This window comes from Cupriavidus sp. 86D6 (assembly GCF_057815095.1).
Genome location: NZ_JBYPSB010000001.1, coordinates 419,828 through 436,034, shown reverse-complemented (window position 1 = coordinate 436,034; position 16,207 = coordinate 419,828). Strand labels below are relative to the sequence as shown.

General features: G+C 65.7%; 15 protein-coding genes. 14 read left to right on the top strand and 1 reads right to left on the bottom strand.

The window, feature by feature from the left end:
* The first annotated feature begins 151 nt into the window (after nucleotides 1-151).
* The 14 genes from AC3G88_RS01990 to AC3G88_RS01925 all read left to right on the top strand — a co-directional run bounded on the left by AC3G88_RS01990 (nucleotide 152) and on the right by AC3G88_RS01925 (nucleotide 14,955).
* Complete coding sequence (locus tag AC3G88_RS01990) at nucleotides 152-796, top strand: GspH/FimT family pseudopilin (protein WP_488770611.1); 645 nt, start codon at nucleotides 152-154, stop codon at nucleotides 794-796.
* Nucleotides 797-800: 4 nt separating this feature from the next.
* Entirely contained in the window at nucleotides 801-1,355 is a 555-nt protein-coding gene (pilV, locus tag AC3G88_RS01985) for a type IV pilus modification protein PilV (protein ID WP_488770612.1), read from the top strand.
* Nucleotides 1,352-2,194 carry a PilW family protein gene (locus AC3G88_RS01980; protein WP_153945721.1) on the top strand — a complete coding sequence of 281 codons (843 nt, stop codon included), beginning with the start codon at nucleotides 1,352-1,354 and terminating at the stop codon, nucleotides 2,192-2,194. The genes pilV and AC3G88_RS01980 overlap by 4 nt, the downstream gene beginning before the upstream one ends.
* Before the next feature lie 55 nt (nucleotides 2,195-2,249).
* On the top strand, nucleotides 2,250-2,777 hold the full coding sequence (locus AC3G88_RS01975) for a pilus assembly PilX family protein (protein WP_488770613.1): 528 nt from the start codon (nucleotides 2,250-2,252) through the stop codon (nucleotides 2,775-2,777).
* 58 nt (nucleotides 2,778-2,835) lie between these two features.
* Entirely contained in the window at nucleotides 2,836-7,644 is a 4,809-nt protein-coding gene (locus AC3G88_RS01970) for a pilus assembly protein (RefSeq protein WP_488770614.1), read from the top strand.
* Nucleotides 7,645-7,679: 35 nt separating this feature from the next.
* On the top strand, nucleotides 7,680-8,147 hold the full coding sequence (locus AC3G88_RS01965) for a type IV pilin protein (RefSeq protein WP_283780999.1): 468 nt from the start codon (nucleotides 7,680-7,682) through the stop codon (nucleotides 8,145-8,147).
* A gap of 180 nt (nucleotides 8,148-8,327) precedes the next feature.
* Nucleotides 8,328-8,720, top strand: a complete 393-nt coding sequence (locus AC3G88_RS01960; protein ID WP_488770615.1) for a hypothetical protein — start codon at nucleotides 8,328-8,330, stop codon at nucleotides 8,718-8,720.
* A complete protein-coding gene (locus AC3G88_RS01955) occupies nucleotides 8,717-9,691 on the top strand; it encodes a PilW family protein (protein ID WP_488770616.1) in 975 nt (324 codons plus the stop codon). The genes AC3G88_RS01960 and AC3G88_RS01955 overlap by 4 nt, the downstream gene beginning before the upstream one ends.
* Nucleotides 9,685-10,245, top strand: a complete 561-nt coding sequence (locus tag AC3G88_RS01950) for a pilus assembly PilX family protein (RefSeq protein ID WP_488770617.1) — start codon at nucleotides 9,685-9,687, stop codon at nucleotides 10,243-10,245. Before AC3G88_RS01955 ends, AC3G88_RS01950 begins: the two co-directional genes overlap by 7 nt.
* On the top strand, nucleotides 10,242-12,071 hold the full coding sequence (locus AC3G88_RS01945) for a pilus assembly protein (RefSeq protein WP_488893096.1): 1,830 nt from the start codon (nucleotides 10,242-10,244) through the stop codon (nucleotides 12,069-12,071). The genes AC3G88_RS01950 and AC3G88_RS01945 overlap by 4 nt, the downstream gene beginning before the upstream one ends.
* Entirely contained in the window at nucleotides 12,068-12,532 is a 465-nt protein-coding gene (locus tag AC3G88_RS01940) for a type IV pilin protein (protein ID WP_488770619.1), read from the top strand. Before AC3G88_RS01945 ends, AC3G88_RS01940 begins: the two co-directional genes overlap by 4 nt.
* 5 nt (nucleotides 12,533-12,537) lie before the next feature.
* Nucleotides 12,538-13,071 carry a GspH/FimT family protein gene (locus AC3G88_RS01935; protein WP_488770620.1) on the top strand — a complete coding sequence of 178 codons (534 nt, stop codon included), beginning with the start codon at nucleotides 12,538-12,540 and terminating at the stop codon, nucleotides 13,069-13,071.
* Nucleotides 13,072-13,166: 95 nt separating this feature from the next.
* On the top strand, nucleotides 13,167-14,288 hold the full coding sequence (ribD, locus tag AC3G88_RS01930) for a bifunctional diaminohydroxyphosphoribosylaminopyrimidine deaminase/5-amino-6-(5-phosphoribosylamino)uracil reductase RibD (RefSeq protein ID WP_488770621.1): 1,122 nt from the start codon (nucleotides 13,167-13,169) through the stop codon (nucleotides 14,286-14,288).
* 34 nt (nucleotides 14,289-14,322) lie between these two features.
* Nucleotides 14,323-14,955, top strand: a complete 633-nt coding sequence (locus AC3G88_RS01925) for a riboflavin synthase (protein ID WP_488770622.1) — start codon at nucleotides 14,323-14,325, stop codon at nucleotides 14,953-14,955.
* Nucleotides 14,956-15,071: 116 nt separating this feature from the next.
* Here AC3G88_RS01925 and AC3G88_RS01920 read toward each other — a convergent pair whose 3' ends face one another.
* Nucleotides 15,072-16,103, bottom strand: coding sequence for a CaiB/BaiF CoA transferase family protein (locus AC3G88_RS01920; protein ID WP_488770623.1), 1,032 nt, complete (start codon nucleotides 16,101-16,103; stop codon nucleotides 15,072-15,074).
* Nucleotides 16,104-16,207: the final 104 nt, after the last annotated feature.

Below are 16,207 nucleotides of genomic sequence, written 5' to 3'. Positions count from 1 at the left end.
ACGCGCGTTTTCATCGCATAAAAATCGCTGCGACACAGCAGCGTCGCCACACGCGGAACCGGACCCATCAGAGGCCCGGACGCAACAGCATTCCAGCGCGCCGCGCAAAGAACAAAAAAAGAACTGTCGTTTTTTTGGACGGGAGTCACAAATGGGTCAGTCTTTCTGCCGGAAGGCAGCGGGCTTGCTGACGTCTTTGCTGCCTAAGCCTGGGGTCAATGCCGGCGTGGCTGCAGTGGCGTCAGGGGCGGTACACGCGCGCGCAGGTCAACGATACCGTCGGCGCGCGCGAGGGGTCACGCTGATCGAACTGATGGTGACCATTGCGGTACTGGCCGTGCTGGCCGCCGCAGCCGCACCGAACTTCAAGTCATTCCTGCATAACAGCCGGCTGTCGGCCGATGCCACGCGCCTGTTCGCGGACCTCGAACTCGCCCGCAGCGAGGCCGCGCGCCGCAACACCACGGTGACGGTCTGCCCGCTCGGCGCCGGCAATACCTGCTCCGACGACTGGACCCTGCCCCGCATCATATTTGTCGATGCGGACAACGACGGCGTCTACGCCAACACCGAAGAACTGGTGCGGCACAGCGATCCGCTGCAAGCCACCACGGAAGTCACCGCCGCCAACCTCGGCGCCACGCCGGATCGCGTACGCATGCGATCCACGGGCAGTTCCAGCACGCCCACCGCAAGCTGGAAATTCTGCGAGCGCAATGCCACGGAAGCCGGCCAGACGGTTTCAATGACCGGCAGCGGCCGGCCCTCCACCCAGCTGCAGTCGACGTGTCCCTGACGCCATGACGCCCTACTCCTCCCCGATCCCGATGGCGGATCGATGCCGGCTGTCGCGTGCGCGGAACCCGGCGCGCGGCTTTTCGTTGATCGAGGCGCTGGTCACGCTGATCGTCCTGTCGATCGGCATGCTGGCGCTGGCCAACCTGCAATTGCAGACGCTGGTGGACTCGCGCACGGCCGCGATGCGCAACTATGCCGCGCTGATGGCCTACAACCTGGCGGACCAGATTCGCAGCAACAGCACCGCCGTGACGAACGGCACGTTCAACGTCCCCAAGTCATCCGATGCGGTGGCCAAGTGCTATACCGCGGCAGGCTGCACACCGGACGAGATGGCTATCACGGCCTATGCCACATGGCTCGCGGACGTCCGGGAAAGCATGCCCGGTGGCGACGGCATCGTCTGCACGGACAGCACGCCCAACGACGGCTCCGGGTCAGCCGAAGACAAGAACGGCTGCGACAAGGACGCCAATGCGCCGTATGTCATCAAGATTTTCTGGAGCGAAGACAACGGCGGTACCCCTCAGCATTTCTCGACCGCGCTCATCCCATGACTACGCCAAACCGTCAGTTCCGCCGCCGCGCGGCCAGCGGCTTTACGCTGGTCGAGTTGATGGTCGGCATGGTGATCAGCATGCTGCTGATCCTCGCAGCCAGCTCGCTCTATATTTCGCAGCGCCGCACCAACAGCACGCAGGGAGATGTGGGCGAGATCCAGGAAAACGCCCGCGCCATTGCCCAGCTGCTGCAGCGCCAGGCGCGGCAGATCGGCTACTCCGATTTCCTGTACACGAATAACGACTTCGTGTCCCCCACGCTGGAAGCCACGAATGACGGTGGCGCGAACACCAGCGACACGCTGACGCTGCGCTACTACGGCTCATCGATGGCCGGCGGTGATCCGTTCGCCGCACCGGGCAGCCCGACATTTCCGAAGGCTGACGGCAGTTCGGTCGATTGCAGCGGCAACGACGTGAACGGCAACGTGCAGACCACCGAGATCTATTCGATCGTCAAGGACGCGGACGGTGTTCCATGGCTGCAGTGCGAGGTAAATGGCACCCCCACGCCTCTCTTCCGCAATGTCGAGGCGCTCCAGATCCTGCTGGGCGAGGACACCGACAACGACATGGTGGTGAACCGCTTTGTGCGGCCCGGGGCGGCCGCAAACATGGACAACGTCCTGGCCGTACGCGTGTCCGTCGTACTGCGCGGCAACAGCACCACCAATCCCGACATGGTCAAGACGAAGATCAACCATTTCGGCACCACGTACGCACCCGGTGACCTGGCGCCCAACGGGGATGCCGGCAGCGTGATGCAACTGGCCGCGGACGGCCGTCTTCACAGGCATTTCACGTTCTACATCGCCCTTCGCAACCGACTGACATAGGCCGGCCATGAAACACCGCATTCACCCAACGTCCCGCCGCACCGGGCAGCGTGGCATGTCGCTGATCCTGGTTCTGCTGCTCCTGGTCATCCTGACACTTGCCGGGCTGGCCGCCAGCACCATGAGCCTCAACTCCGAGCGCCTTGCCCGTAACACCCGGGACGAGAGCGTGGCCCTCCAGGCGGCGGAATCCGCACTGCGCGATGCACGCATGGACATCACCACGTACCGCAAACTGAACGGCCTGACGGGCTCGTCGCCGACCTGCGACATCGAGGGATACAAGGGCTACTGCCAGTACGCCACGTCCGGCCAGCAGGTCTGGGAACTCTACATCGAGGACCCCAAGCGATCGGTGGAAATGGGCGAGATGACCGGCCTGACGGCCACCCAGAAGATGGCCACGGTGGATACCGCCGGCGCCAACGGCGTATCGAAGCAGCCGCGCTACCTGATCGAGCCGCTCAAGGAGCCAAACGACATCGAGTTCGGCTCCAACAAGTATGTGTACCGCATCACGGCGATTGGCTACGGCCTGAACCCTGGCACCAAGGTGATGGTGCAGGAAGTCGTCCGCTTCTGACGACGACCCTTTGACGACTCAGCACTGTCTTGCGCAAACCCTTACTGTCAGGCGCACCATGACCTATCCCCTCTCTTCCCGACGCATCGTGAGCCGCGTGCAGGCTGCCCTGCTGGCTATGTCGAGCATGCTTGCCATCGCCACGGCCTCGGCCGCCGGCCCCCAGCTCACCCTGGCCCAGCGGCCGCTCTTCGCCGGTGGCAATGTGCCGCCGATGGTCATGATCGACCTGACCAAGGATCACACGCTGCACCAGAAGGCGTACAACGACTATACGGATCTGGACGGCGACGGCAAGCTCGATACGACGTACACCAACAGCATCGAGTACGCGGGATATTTCGATTCGGCCAAGTGTTACACGTACGACAAGACGACGATCAAGGGTTTCGTACCAAAGGCCCTTGTAGACAAGGACACGAAGTACTGCGATGGCTCGACCTGGAGCGGCAACTTCCTGAACTGGGCCACGATGAGCCGCATCGACGAGGTTCGGAAGATCCTCTACGGTGGCATGCGCTCGACGGATACCACGACCACCACGGTGCTGGAACGTGCTTTCCTGCCGATGGACGCGCACGCCTGGGCCAAGTTCTACAACGGCGCCGACGTCGCGAAACTTGTGCCGGTGTCCGTGGAAGTAGCCTCGGCCATCGGCACGCTAACGTCGAACACCAAAATGGCGCTGGCCGCAGCCGCGGCATCGAATATCGCGCTCAATGACGTGAGCAAGGTGCAGATCGGCGACCAACTGCGGTTCGAGCCAACCTCTGGCGCCACGGCTGGCAGTTCGATGACAGGCTGGGTGATGCAGGTCAACTCCGGCTCGGTCAACATGGCGTTCTATGCCGATGGCGTGTCGAACCCGGGCAACACCAGCACACAGTTCTCGTCGTGGAAGGTCACCAATCTGACGCGCGGCGGCCTGACCTTGTGCAACGTCACGCCGAAGGACTCCAGCAACCTTAACTCGCAGACCAATCAGCAGGCGCCGCAGATCCGCGTGGTAGCAGGCAACTACGCCACGTGGGGCGCCTCCGAGAAATGGCAGTGCAATTGGTATACCGAAGCCCACAATACGCAAGGGTCTTTCCTGCCCAAGATCAATGGCACCACGGTGTCGGGTTCGTCGAACGGCAACCGCGCCGCGCTCTCGGGCATCAACTCGTCGGCCGAAAATCCTCTGCAATCGGCACGGGGGCTGGGCATGGGCCAGGACGTCGGCGTCTACAACGCGCGCGTGCAGGTGTGCGTCAACGGCCTGATTGGATCGGAGAAGTGTGACCCGAATAACAACAAGCCGATCGGGCTTTTGCAGAAGTACGGCGGCCCCGGCCAAATGCTGTTCGGCCTGATGACCGGCAGCTATGACAAGAATATTTCTGGGGGCGTCCTGCGGCGCAACGTGACCAACTTCGCGTCGGAATTCAATCCCGACACCGGCGTATTTACCTACTCGGCCGCTACTAATCCGGTGAAAGGCATCGTCTGGAACATCGACAAGCTGCGCCCATACGGCTACAGCTACAGCGACGGCACCTATCTGAGCGCGGACCAGTGCAACTACCAGCAGACTGGTATCCAGCCGAGCGGGGGCACCAATGCCCAGAACAAGCCGGCCTCGGAAGGCAACTGTTCCACATGGGGCAATCCAATCTCGGAGATTTTCGTCGAAACACTACGCTACTTCGGTGGCAAGACGGCAACCAGCGCATTCCAGCCGGCCAGCAATGGTAAGGACGCCACACTGGGTCTGACACAGCCAGCCTGGGCCAACCCGATGGATCTGCCGAAGACGAATGCGAGCCGAGCACCGTACTGCACGCCGCTGAACGCGCTGGTTTTCAATTCAAGCGTGTCATCGTACGATGACGATCAGCTCAGCGGCATGAGCGCCCTGAACGGCGCGCCCGATATCAGCACCTATACGAACAAGGTAGGAGTTGGCGAGAACATAGCCGGCGGCTCCTGGTTTGCGGGCGGTATCAGCGGCAAGACGATCGACAACCTGTGCTCGGCCAAATCGGTCGGCAATCTCAGCGACGTACTGGGCATCTGCCCGGAAGGCCCGTCGCAAAAAGGTACGTTCCAGATCGCAGGCGCGGCATTGTTTGCCAAACAGAACCGCCTGCGTTCGGACGCCGACGCCGCCACGCTAGGCGTACCAGTGCAGGACACCACGTCGCTCAAGATGAACACCTACGCGGTGCAGCTCGCCACGAACACGCCCAAAATTAGCGTCAACGTGAACGGCAAGACCGTGACGATCATGCCGTCATACCAACTGCATCCTCAGTCGCCCAACGGCGTGACGGCCGCAGCCAGCACCGGTACGCTGGTGGACTTCAAGGTCATCTCGCAGACCGCCACCAGCGGCAAGTTCTACGTGAACTGGGAAGATTCGATTGCCGGCGGCGACTATGACCAGGACGTCTGGGGCATCCTAAGCTACAACGTCAGCGGCGACACCATCACGGTGTCCACACGCGTGGTGTCGGGCTCGTCGGCTAACGGCCAGGGCTTCGGCTACTCGATCTCCGGCACCTCGCAGGATGGCCCGCACTTCCACTCCGGGATCTACGACTTCCAGTACAGCGATCCCACCAATATCAAGGTGACCCCCTCCAGCGCGCCGATCAATACGACTGGCGGTTGCAACAAGTGTAATTTTGGCGATCCGGAGACTAGCGTCGTCTACACGGCCAACGGCAAGGCCGGCTCGCAATTCCAGGACCCATTGCTGTACGCCGCCAAGTGGGGCGGTTTCAACGATCAGAACGGTAGCGGCACCCCCGACCAGACGTCCGAATGGGACGTGACCCTGTCGAACGGCAGTAAAGGTTCGGACGGCGTGCCCGACAATTACTTCTACGCGACCAACCCCGTCGCGCTGGCCGCAGCACTGGAAAACGCCTTCCTGTCGATTCTGAAGACCTCATCGGCGGCAGCGGTGGCGGCAAGTACCACATCGCTGAAAACCGATTCCAGCATTTTCCAGGCCCGCTTCAATGGCTCCGACTGGTCGGGTCAGGTGTTGGCCTATCGCCTGGACAAGAACGGCAACATCGCCTCCCAGGAAAAGTGGGATGCGGGCGCCAAGCTCAAGGGCGTCAACCAGGACAGCCGTGCAATTCTGACCTACAACACCGCCGACACCAACAGCGCCGGCATTCCGTTCCGTTGGGATAGCTTGCCCACGGCATACCAGACCGCGCTGAACGGCACCGACAAGCTGGGCACCAAGCGGCTGCTCTGGCTACGCGGCGATCAGAGCAATGAACAGACGATGTTCCGCGCCCGCTCTACCGCGTTGGGCGATATCGTCAATTCCAGTCCGCAGTACGTGGGAACGCCCGCCGCCGGGTATGGCGACGCCACCTATGTAGCTTTCGTCGCCGCGCAGAGCAAGCGCAAGCCGATGATCTATGTCGGCGCCAATGACGGCATGCTGCACGCATTCTCGGCCGACATGAGCGACGACCCCGCTAGCGACGGCGGCAAGGAGCTGTTCGCATACGTGCCGTCGGCGCTATATGGCAAGCTGGCCGACCTGACGGCTCCCAAGTATGCGCACAGCTACTACGTAGACAGCACTCCGACAATCACCGATGCCTACGTCAACAGCGCATGGAAAACCGTGCTGGTTGGCGGGCTGGGCGGCGGCGGGAAGGGCATCTATGCGCTTGATGTGACCAACCCGACGGCGATCAACGAGTCCACCGCGGCGTCCACCGCACTCTGGGAATTTACCAGCGCCGATGACGCAGACCTCGGCTACACCTATGGCCGGCCGAAGATCGTGCGGCTGGGCAACGGCAAATGGGCTGCGGTCTTCGGCAACGGCCTGAACAGTACTGCGGCACGCGGCTCGATTTTCGTAATTTTCCTGGACCGCCCGGCCGGCAGCAAGACTTGGCGCCTCGGCACGGACTACCTCAAGCTGACGGTCAACGACGCCACCGACGCCCAGAAGAAGTCCAACGGCATCATGCAGGTGTACGTGACCGATACCGATGGCGACTACGTGGCCGACGCCATCTACGCAGGCGACCTGCTCGGCAACGTCTGGAAGTTCGATGTCAGCGGCAAGACCGCGGCGGCCTACCAGGACACCCGGCAACTGCTGTTCAAAGCCACCGACGCCGGCGGCAATGCCCAGCCGATCACAACGTCGTTTGGTGGGGTGCGTAATCGCTGGGGCGGCTACATCATGATGTTCGGCACGGGCCGGTACGTGGATGTTGGTGACCCCGCAAACATGGGCACGCAGTCGGTCTACGGCATCTGGGACAAAAACAGCAGTGGGCAGCTCACGATCACGCGTTCCCAGCTGGTGCAGCAGTCCATCACGATGGAAGCCCAGTACAAGGGCGGAGACTGGTACAGGGTGCTGAGCAAGAACCCGGTGAACTACAGCGGCGGCGCCATGGGGTGGTATCTGAACCTCGCTTCGCCCGGCGCGGACCCGCAAGGCGAGCGCGTGGTCTATGATCCGCAGATTACCGGCACGCGATTGCTGTTCTCCACGCTCGTACCCTCCAGCGATTTGTGCGAATACGGCGGCACCGGCTGGGAAATGCTCATCGACGGCCTGACCGGCGGTCAGACGGTCGCGATGTTCGACGCCAATGGCGACGGCAAGTTCGACGGATCGGATGCCGTTGGCGGCAGCGGTAACACCGCTGGCCAGGTAGTGAACGGCAAGAAGTCGAACAACGGCATCCTGACCAATTCGACCGTCATCGGCAACAATTCGTACACCAGCGGAAGCGGATCCAACAGCAGCGCCGGCGGCGGTATCAGCAGGAACACCATCAACACCGGCTATCCAACCGGCCGCGTGTCATGGCGGCAGATCCAGCGCTGATGCCTGGGCAGGACGGGGATGACAGGAGAACTGCGATGATGAAATTTGAGAAGACCAGGGGCGGGCGCCACGCCGGCGCCCGGGGCTTCACGCTGATAGAGCTGATGATCACGGTGATGATCGTCGGCATTCTGGCGGCGGTCGCCATCCCGCAATACCAGCAGTTCGTGACCAAGTCGCGGCGCGCCGAGGCCAAGGCTGGCCTGGCCCGCGTGCAGGGGGCGCTGGAACGGTACTTCACGGTCAACAACACCTACACCGTCGATCCGTCGGCGCTCAAACTGACGAAGTGCGATGACGCCAAGACGCCGTCTGGCGACACCTGCGAATCCACCAACTACATCATCACCATCGCGCCATCCGGCGGCTCTATCGCCACCGGTTTCCAACTGACCGCCACGCCAGTGGCCAATCGCCAGGACCCCGTGTGCGGCAATTTCACGGTCGACAACCTGAACGTCAAGACGTCGACGGGCACGGGTGCAGCCGGCACCTGCTGGTAGCGGACTCGCAGCAAGGCTGCCGAGCGGCGTCGGAGGTTTCGGAGAGCCGCTCGGACACACATTGACGCAACTCCGTCACATCCGGACACGTTTTAACCCCCTTCCTGCCGCTATCGTGGCCATCCGTTCCCGACGAACCGATGTGCCATGCCTTGCTCGGCTTCCTGTTTTCCGTTTCGATTGATCCGCCGCCCCGCTGCGGCCCTTGGCGTTTCGCGTCATCAGGCCCGTGGCGACGTTCTTGTCGAATCACTGGTCTGCCTGGCCATCGTGGGCCTGGGCGCGGTACCGCTGGCCACGCTGGGCAGTGCCTGGTTGCGCTGGGGTGGCCACCACGAGCGGCTCGGCGCCACGCTGCGGCTGGCGGCGGAACAGGCTGAGGCGCGCGACGAAGGTTGGCGGCTGGTCAGCGGCGATGCAGACCGTGCTGCGCTGTGCGGGGGCACCTTCGCCGATGGTGGCTGCCTGCACGGCGACCACATCGCACTGGCCACCTTGCCGCCTGATGCGCTGACGCGCCCGCATGACCGGGCAATGTCCGTGACGCACATTGCCCTGTGGGTGCGGCCATGACGTGCCGCCGCCTGACGCATGGGAACGCACGAGGCTTCACGCTCGCCAGCCTGATGGTAGGCATTTCCCTGGGCCTGATCGCCACATTTGCCGCACTGGCCAGCTTCCAGGTCATGCGCACCGCGTATGCCACCGTGGTTGACGGCGTTTTGATCGAGGAACGGGGGCAGCGCGCGTTGTTCATCCTGGCCCACTCGATTCGGCAGGCAGGATGGATTCCCGCGCATGTCGCGCTCGCGCCGGCGCATCCGGCGCCGGTGCCGCCCATCGAAGGACGCGACGACTGCGCGCAGCCATCGCTCCACACGCAAACGCAGACACCATCGCGGACGCAATCCCCGATGCAGTGCGCGCGGGGCGGTGTGAACGGCAGCGATGCGCTGCTTGTGCGCGTATCCGGCAGCGGCCTTGCCGCCGACCCCACCTTGCCTGACGGCACCATGAGCGACTGCGGCGGCTATGCACTGCCGGCCCGCGCCATCGTCCGGGCCAGCGGGGCGGCCCTGCCTCACCACGCCTCGACCAACCTGTTTTACGTGGGCACGGGCGGTGACGGCGTGCCACAGCTGCTGTGTCGCTATCCGACCCGCCAGGGCAGCCGCCTGCTGGCGGGCGCCCACACGGCCGGCACGCTGGTGCGTGGTGTGGAGATGTTGCAGCTGCGCTACGGCATGGACTTCGACGGCGACGGACGGATCGACCGATTCGTGCCGGCGCGTGAATTGCCCACACAGGGCTCCGCCGGCTGGCATCGCGTGCACGCAGTGCAGATCGCCGTGGTCATACGTGGCGAGCGCCCTACGCTCGCGCCTGGCACCACGCAACGGCTCACGCTGTTTCCAGGCGACGGCGCCAGCCACGCCGACGACCAGGTCTTCATGCCGGCCAGACATCCGCACCTGAGGCGCCGGGTGTTCGCCACCACGGTTCGCCTTCGCAACCCGTCTCCGTGCCAGGGGATCATATGCTGAGTCGTCGCAGGCCTACAGGTGCCGCGCTACTCGCGTTCGTCGCCACGCTGATGCTGCTGATGGGTGGCATCTGCGCCGCTGCCACACACTTTCTGCTGGCAGGCCGGCAGCTGGCAAGCCAACCGCTCGACCGCGAGATCGCCTTCCGCGCCGCCGAAGCGGCATTGCACGATGCCGAAGCCGACCTGATCGCCGCCATCGCATCGGGCAGCGCGCGTCTGGCCAGCTGGCCCGCGCCGGGTACCTGCGCGGAGGGCGCGCAGCGTGGGATCTGCATGGCCGACGGGGATCACCGCGTGTGGCAGGCATGGCTGGACGGCGACGTGGGCGGTGCGGACGCTAGCATCGGTGTCGCGCTGGGCACCTTCACGGGCGCACAACTGCCGGTACTGCCGGCAGCCGTGATCGGCGCCACGACATTGCCCCGCTACCTGATAGAGATCCGCGACGACCCGCCGGCGGCCGGCATGTGGCCACGCATGCGCATCGTTGCGCTGGGCATGGGACGGGACGCGGAAGTCCGCGTGCTGCTGCAGACGGAGTTTCAGCCATGAGCATCGCCTATCGTGTCGTTCGATTGCTTCTCACCCTGGTCGTGGCGGCATGCTCGATCCCCGCAAGCTTCGCAACGCCCGGTCAGCTTCCGCTGGGATATCGCGTCTCCAGTGGCAACTATCCCTGGACAGGCCGCCTGCATGCCCTGGCGTTCCGGACGGCGGCACTGTCTGCCGCGCCCGTACAGATGCCCTGGGAAGCCGGCGATCAGCTCGATCGCCAGGACTTGCACGCGCGGCGGCTTTACCTTGGCGGCGGCCAGATCGTTCCGTTGCGCTGGCCGGCCATCGATGACGATGCCCGGTCCGTACTCGATGGCGTCACACCGCAGGACGCCGGGCAAGCGCGGCTGGCATGGCTGCAAGGCGACTTCCGGAATGCTGCCCTGCGGCAGCGCGATACCCGCCTGGGCAATGCTGCGGGCGCGCGCGTGCACGTCATGGCGCCCCCCGCCTGGTTGCCGATGCAGCCCGGTCACACGGATTTCCGTCAACGCCATGCCAGGCGGCCGACCATGGTCTGGCTGGGCACCCGTGACGGCCTGTTGCATGGCTTCGACGCCGTAACCGGGCAGGAACGGGTCGGCTACCTGCCGCGCGCGGCCCTCGCAGGCGCCGCCCTGCTGACCCAACCCGCCGGGACTGTGCCATCCGCGCCATGTCCGCGCCCCGTCAGCATCGACGCCGACCCATCGGGCACATGGCGCACGCTGCTGCTGTGTGGAATGCCGGCGCGCCAGACGTCGTCGTTTGTCCAACCCGGCGCGGTATTCGTGCTCGATGTCTCGGCGCCCGACGCGCCAACGCCGATCCGCCTGCTGTGGGAAGTGCAAGCCAATGACATGCTTCGTCTGTCGGGCAGCGGCCCCATCGGTGCGGCCATGTGGATGGCACGCGGCGAGCGGCGCTGGGCGGCGGCGGCAATCGTTTCGTCCGACGCCGGCACGCATGCGCGCGCGGCGCTGGCGCTGCTGCCGCTCGACCGGCCCGCGCAGAACTGGGCGACATCCGCAGACGTCCCACGTATCACGTTGCCCGATGCCGGCTGCGCGGCGACCACCGCATCGATCCCCTTGCTGGCCGTGGCCATCCGCAGCACGGCCAGCGGCATGGCGCACGCGGCGTATGCCACCGATGCGGCCGGCAGGCTCTGGCGCTTTGACCTTGGCCACTTGTCCACAGGTGCCCCGGCGCCGTCGGCCACCTGCATGCACCGGCAGAGAGGCATCGCCGGTGACAACACCGACGCCCCGGTCGTCGTGCAGACGGGCACAACGCCGCTCATCGTCTACGGCACCGGCAACGAGGTGTCCGCGATACCAGATGCCCCCGGCGGCTCGCAGGCACCGGCCAGCATCGCGGCATTGGCGAAGGGCGATGGCGTCGTCCTCCGGTCGGCACAACCCGGCGCCGCTTCCGCAAACGGCTGGACGCTGACCCTGCCCCGCCCCGGCGAACGCGTGGACACGCTCTACAGCGCCAGCCCGGTCCACCTGGGATTTACTACCGTGGACGAAGCGGGAACACGGCGCAGCTATCTTGTCGATGCCGCCCGCGGCGAGTCGGTGACCACCCTGGGCGGCGACGGCAAGCCGGTCCACGCCGTGACCGGCCTGCCATGGGCCGGCGGCATGCCGGCACCCATCGGCATCACGTCGATACTCGCCACCGGCCAGCCGACCACTCCTGCTACCGCCACGCGGGACACATTGGGACTCGATCTGTGGCAGGTGGACGGCGACACGGCCGCGCTGTTGCAGCAGGCACGCTGGCACAGGCGGCGAGGACGCCTGGGCTGGCGCGAACTGGTGAGGTCGCCGCAATGATGTCAAATCGACCCGATCGCGCACCCCGGACCGCCGGCTTCAGCCTGGCCGAACTGCTGGTCGTGGTGGTCATCGTCACCATACTGACGATGCTGGCCGTGCCTGCCTGGCAGCGTCAGGCCGAGCGCGGCTGGCGCATGCAGGCACGTGCGGAACTGGTCTCGGCCATGCTCGCGCTGGAGCGCCATGCGCTGGCGAACCTGACGTTCGCCAGCGCAACCGATGACGCGACACCGGCCGGCAACTGGCCGAAAGCCGTCCCACCGCCACCGGCGCGTACCCGTCACTGGCTTACCGCCACCAGCTGCGACGGCATCTCGCTGTCACGCTGCGTGGAAGTGCGCGCCGTCCCGGTACGGCCCGACCCGCTTTGCGGCACCCTGGTGCTGCGCAGCAGCGGGGAGTGGCTCTTTCTGCCCACGCCAGACGGTGGCGCAAAGCGGTTGCCCCCGGAGTGCTGAACATCATGCCGAGGCGAAAGAGGTGGCAGCAGCATGGCGTGACGCTGACCGAACTGCTGGTATCGCTGGCCGTATCGGCTGTGCTTGCGGTGGCCGCATGGCCCACCATCGGCACGCTCGTCGCCGAACAGAGTGCCAGCCACGCCGCAGACCGCCTGGCGGCGTCGCTGGCGCTGGCACGCACCACGGCGTCGGCACGGCGGTCCGACGTGCGGCTGGCGCCGATCCACGGCGCAGACACGCTGGATCGCGGCTGGCAGTTGACGGCCCTGGGAGACACCGCTGGCGAGCAAACCCCGCCGTTCTCGGTGGTGGCATTGCATGAGCGCTACCTTCGCATCACGCTGCGCGCCACCGCCGGCACGGCAGCCACCCAAAGCCTGCGCTTGACACCTGTGGGATACTCACGGTCGGAGCGTGGCGGCTTTCTGGCCGCCACATTCCTGGTGCGTTGCCACCAGGCGCAACGCCAGGTACGGCTCGGCGCCCAGGGACGCATCCGGATCTGCCGCCCCGGCGCCGATGCCGATTGCGACTGACCATGCCGCAGGCGCCAGGGCACCGGTCCGACGCCCCTGATTTCCCAGATTTTCGATTGACCGGACATACCACTTCAGGCCCGACTCGCCACACCATGTTTTCCGATTCCGACCACACCGCCATGGCGCAGGCCCTGGCACTCGCCGCACGGGGCATGTACACCACCACGCCAAATCCTCGCGTCGGTTGTGTCCTGATGAAGGACGGACAGGTCATCGGACAGGGCTATACGCAGCCGGCCGGCCAGGATCATGCCGAAATCCAGGCCATGAAGGACGCGATTGCGCGCGGTCATGACCCGGCGGGTGCCACCGCCTATGTCACGCTGGAACCGTGCAGCCACTTTGGCCGCACGCCGCCATGTGCCGACGCGCTGGTACGCGCGCGCATCGCCCGCGTGGTGGCCGCCATGGAAGACCCGAACCCGAGCGTGTCAGGGCGGGGCCTGCAGCGGCTGCGCGACGCGGGCATCGACGTACGCTGCGGGCTGCTCGAAAAGGAAGCGCGCGACCTCAATATCGGCTTTGTCTCGCGCATGACGCGCGGGCTGCCGTGGGTGCGCGTCAAGGTGGCGGCCTCGCTCGATGGCGGCACGGCCTTGCACGACGGCACCAGCCAATGGATCACGAGCCAGGCCGCGCGTGACGACGGCCATGCCTGGCGCGCCCGCGCGTGCGCCATCCTGACCGGCATCGGCACCGTGCGGGACGACAACCCCGCGCTGACCGTGCGGGCCGTGGACACGCCGCGCCAGCCACAACGCGTACTGGTCGACTCGCGGCTCGAAGTGCCGCTCGACGCGCAGATCCTGCATCGTGACACGGGCGATTTCGCCAAACCGGTTCTGGTGTTCTGCGCCGTCGAGGACAAGGCGCGCCAGCGCGCGCTGGAAGACCGGGGCGTCGAAGTCGTGGTGCTGCCCAACCGGCACGGCAAGGTGGAACTGCGCCGCATGCTCGAGGCGCTGGGCCAGCGCGGCATCAACGAACTGCATGTGGAAGCCGGCTACAAGCTCAACGGATCGCTGATCCGCGAAGGCTGTGCCGACGAACTGCTGGTCTACATGGCACCCCGGCTGCTGGGGGACGCGCAGGGCATGTTCAACCTGCCGCCATTGACCCGGCTGGAAGACGCCGCGCAATTCCGCTGGCACGAAGTGCGGCAGATCGGCGACGACCTGCGCCTGATCGCCCGCCGCGCCGACAGCAAGGACTGACAACCGTATTCATCGTATTCAGACAGAGGCAAGCATGTTTACTGGCATTGTGGCGGCCGTGGGCCGCATCGAAACCGTTTCGCCGCTGGGCGATGCCGATGCGGGCGTGCGCCTGCGCGTGGCCGCCGGCGACCTGGACCTGTCCGATGTGGGCATCGGCGACAGTATCGCCATCCAGGGCGCCTGCATGACCGTGGTCACGCTGGAAGCGGGCCACTTCGACGTGGATGTCTCACGCGAATCGCTCGACAAGACCGTCGGGCTGGACCAGCCGGGCCGCGTCAATCTCGAAAAGGCACTGCGCCTGGCCGACCGCCTGGGTGGCCATCTGGTGTCCGGTCATGTCGATGGCCTGGGCGAAGTGGTCCGTTTCGCCCCGGTGGGCGAGTCGCACGAGCTGCGCATCCGTGCCCCGCGCGAGCTGGGCCGCTACCTGGCTTACAAGGGGTCGGTGGTGGTAAATGGCGTATCGCTGACCGTCAACACCGTCAGCGACGAAGCCGACGGCTGCGTGTTCTCGATCAACCTGATTCCGCATACCGTGGAAGTGACCACGCTCAACGAACTGGCTGCGGGCAAGCGGGTGAACCTGGAAATCGACCTGATCGCGCGCTACGTGGAGCGGATGCTGTCGGCGTCCGACGGCGTGGCCAGGCCGGCGCTCTGACCGGCGCGCGTCGCCGCCGGCACGGCATGACGGGCCGCTCCCGGCCCGCTGCATAAGTCCCCTCCTCGACGTATTTTTCCTGGTTTTGATCGACAGTCCGATCGACAAACGCAGCGTCAGGCGTCGGGCGCCAGAAACCGGGGCGCGCCAGCGGTATCGAGCGTGCCATCTTCCCGCTCGACGAACAGGCCCCGCGCCACGTTGTGCGGATGGCGGGCTGCCTCGGCGATGCTGAGCACCGGCGCATAGCACACGTCCGTACCCCCCAGCAGGCTGTCCCAGTGGGCGCGCGGCTGACTCAGGAACAGCGCCGTGAAGCGCGCTTTCAGGGACGGCCACGCGGTGCGGTCATACTGGCTGGCGGGATCGACGTCGTCTAGCCCCAGCTTCGTCAGCAGCAGCGCATAGAACTGCGGCTCCAGCGCGCCAATCGTGATGAAACCGCCATCGGCGCAGGCATAGACGTCGTAAAACGGCGACTGATGGAACGGGCTTGGCTCGTCTCCGTCCAGCTGGCCGTTGTTACGGACCCAGAGCGCGATGCTGCCGAGCATGCCGACCATATCGACGATGGCGCCATCCACCACGCGACCCCGCCCCGTGGCGCGGGCGTCGAGCATGGCGCAGACCATGCCGAAGGCCAGGCCCAGCGCACCGCCGGCATCGCCGAGCACCGTGGGCGGGGTGATCGGCGCCTGTCCCGGCCGGGCGGACAGCGACAGCATGCCGGTGAGCGCCACATAGTTCAGGTCATGGCCCGCCGTCTGCGCCAGCGGCCCGGTCTGGCCCCAGCCGGTCATCCGCCCATAGACCAGCGCGGGATTGCGGGCAGCGCAGTCGGCCGGGCCCAGCCCCAACCGCTCCATGACGCCGGGCCGGTTCCCTTCGATCAGCCCATCGGCCGTGGCAACCAGGCGCAAGGCCTCGGCCAGGTCGCCCGGCTGCTTGAGGTCCAGCGGCACGATCGTCTTGCCGCGCCGCAGCGGGCTGGGCTTGCTGCCGCCCAGTCGGTCGGCCACGGCCGTACGCTGGCGCCTGGCGATGACCGTGACCTCGGCGCCCATGTCGGCCAGCATCCGGCCGGCCAGCGGCCCGGGACCCAGGCCCTCGAACTCGACAATACGGATGCCCTGCAGAGGTGGATGCATCTGATATCTCTCCGTGGTCTGGCCGGCTGTCCCGGCGGAAGCGGCGTATGGCAACGCAACGGTTCCGATATGCCGCCTCATTCACATTCCCGCAACCCGGGCGA

Coding starts and splice junctions, on each gene's coding strand:
- AC3G88_RS01990 (WP_488770611.1), top strand. CDS start 152: ATGGGTCAGTCTTTCTGCCGGAAGGCAGCGGGCTTGCTGACGTCTTTG.
- pilV (WP_488770612.1), top strand. CDS start 801: ATGACGCCCTACTCCTCCCCGATCCCGATGGCGGATCGATGCCGGCTG.
- AC3G88_RS01980 (WP_153945721.1), top strand. CDS start 1,352: ATGACTACGCCAAACCGTCAGTTCCGCCGCCGCGCGGCCAGCGGCTTT.
- AC3G88_RS01975 (WP_488770613.1), top strand. CDS start 2,250: ATGTCGCTGATCCTGGTTCTGCTGCTCCTGGTCATCCTGACACTTGCC.
- AC3G88_RS01970 (WP_488770614.1), top strand. CDS start 2,836: ATGACCTATCCCCTCTCTTCCCGACGCATCGTGAGCCGCGTGCAGGCT.
- AC3G88_RS01965 (WP_283780999.1), top strand. CDS start 7,680: ATGATGAAATTTGAGAAGACCAGGGGCGGGCGCCACGCCGGCGCCCGG.
- AC3G88_RS01955 (WP_488770616.1), top strand. CDS start 8,717: ATGACGTGCCGCCGCCTGACGCATGGGAACGCACGAGGCTTCACGCTC.
- AC3G88_RS01950 (WP_488770617.1), top strand. CDS start 9,685: ATGCTGAGTCGTCGCAGGCCTACAGGTGCCGCGCTACTCGCGTTCGTC.
- AC3G88_RS01945 (WP_488893096.1), top strand. CDS start 10,242: ATGAGCATCGCCTATCGTGTCGTTCGATTGCTTCTCACCCTGGTCGTG.
- AC3G88_RS01940 (WP_488770619.1), top strand. CDS start 12,068: ATGATGTCAAATCGACCCGATCGCGCACCCCGGACCGCCGGCTTCAGC.
- AC3G88_RS01935 (WP_488770620.1), top strand. CDS start 12,538: ATGCCGAGGCGAAAGAGGTGGCAGCAGCATGGCGTGACGCTGACCGAA.
- ribD (WP_488770621.1), top strand. CDS start 13,167: ATGTTTTCCGATTCCGACCACACCGCCATGGCGCAGGCCCTGGCACTC.
- AC3G88_RS01925 (WP_488770622.1), top strand. CDS start 14,323: ATGTTTACTGGCATTGTGGCGGCCGTGGGCCGCATCGAAACCGTTTCG.
- AC3G88_RS01920 (WP_488770623.1), bottom strand. CDS start 16,103: ATGCATCCACCTCTGCAGGGCATCCGTATTGTCGAGTTCGAGGGCCTG.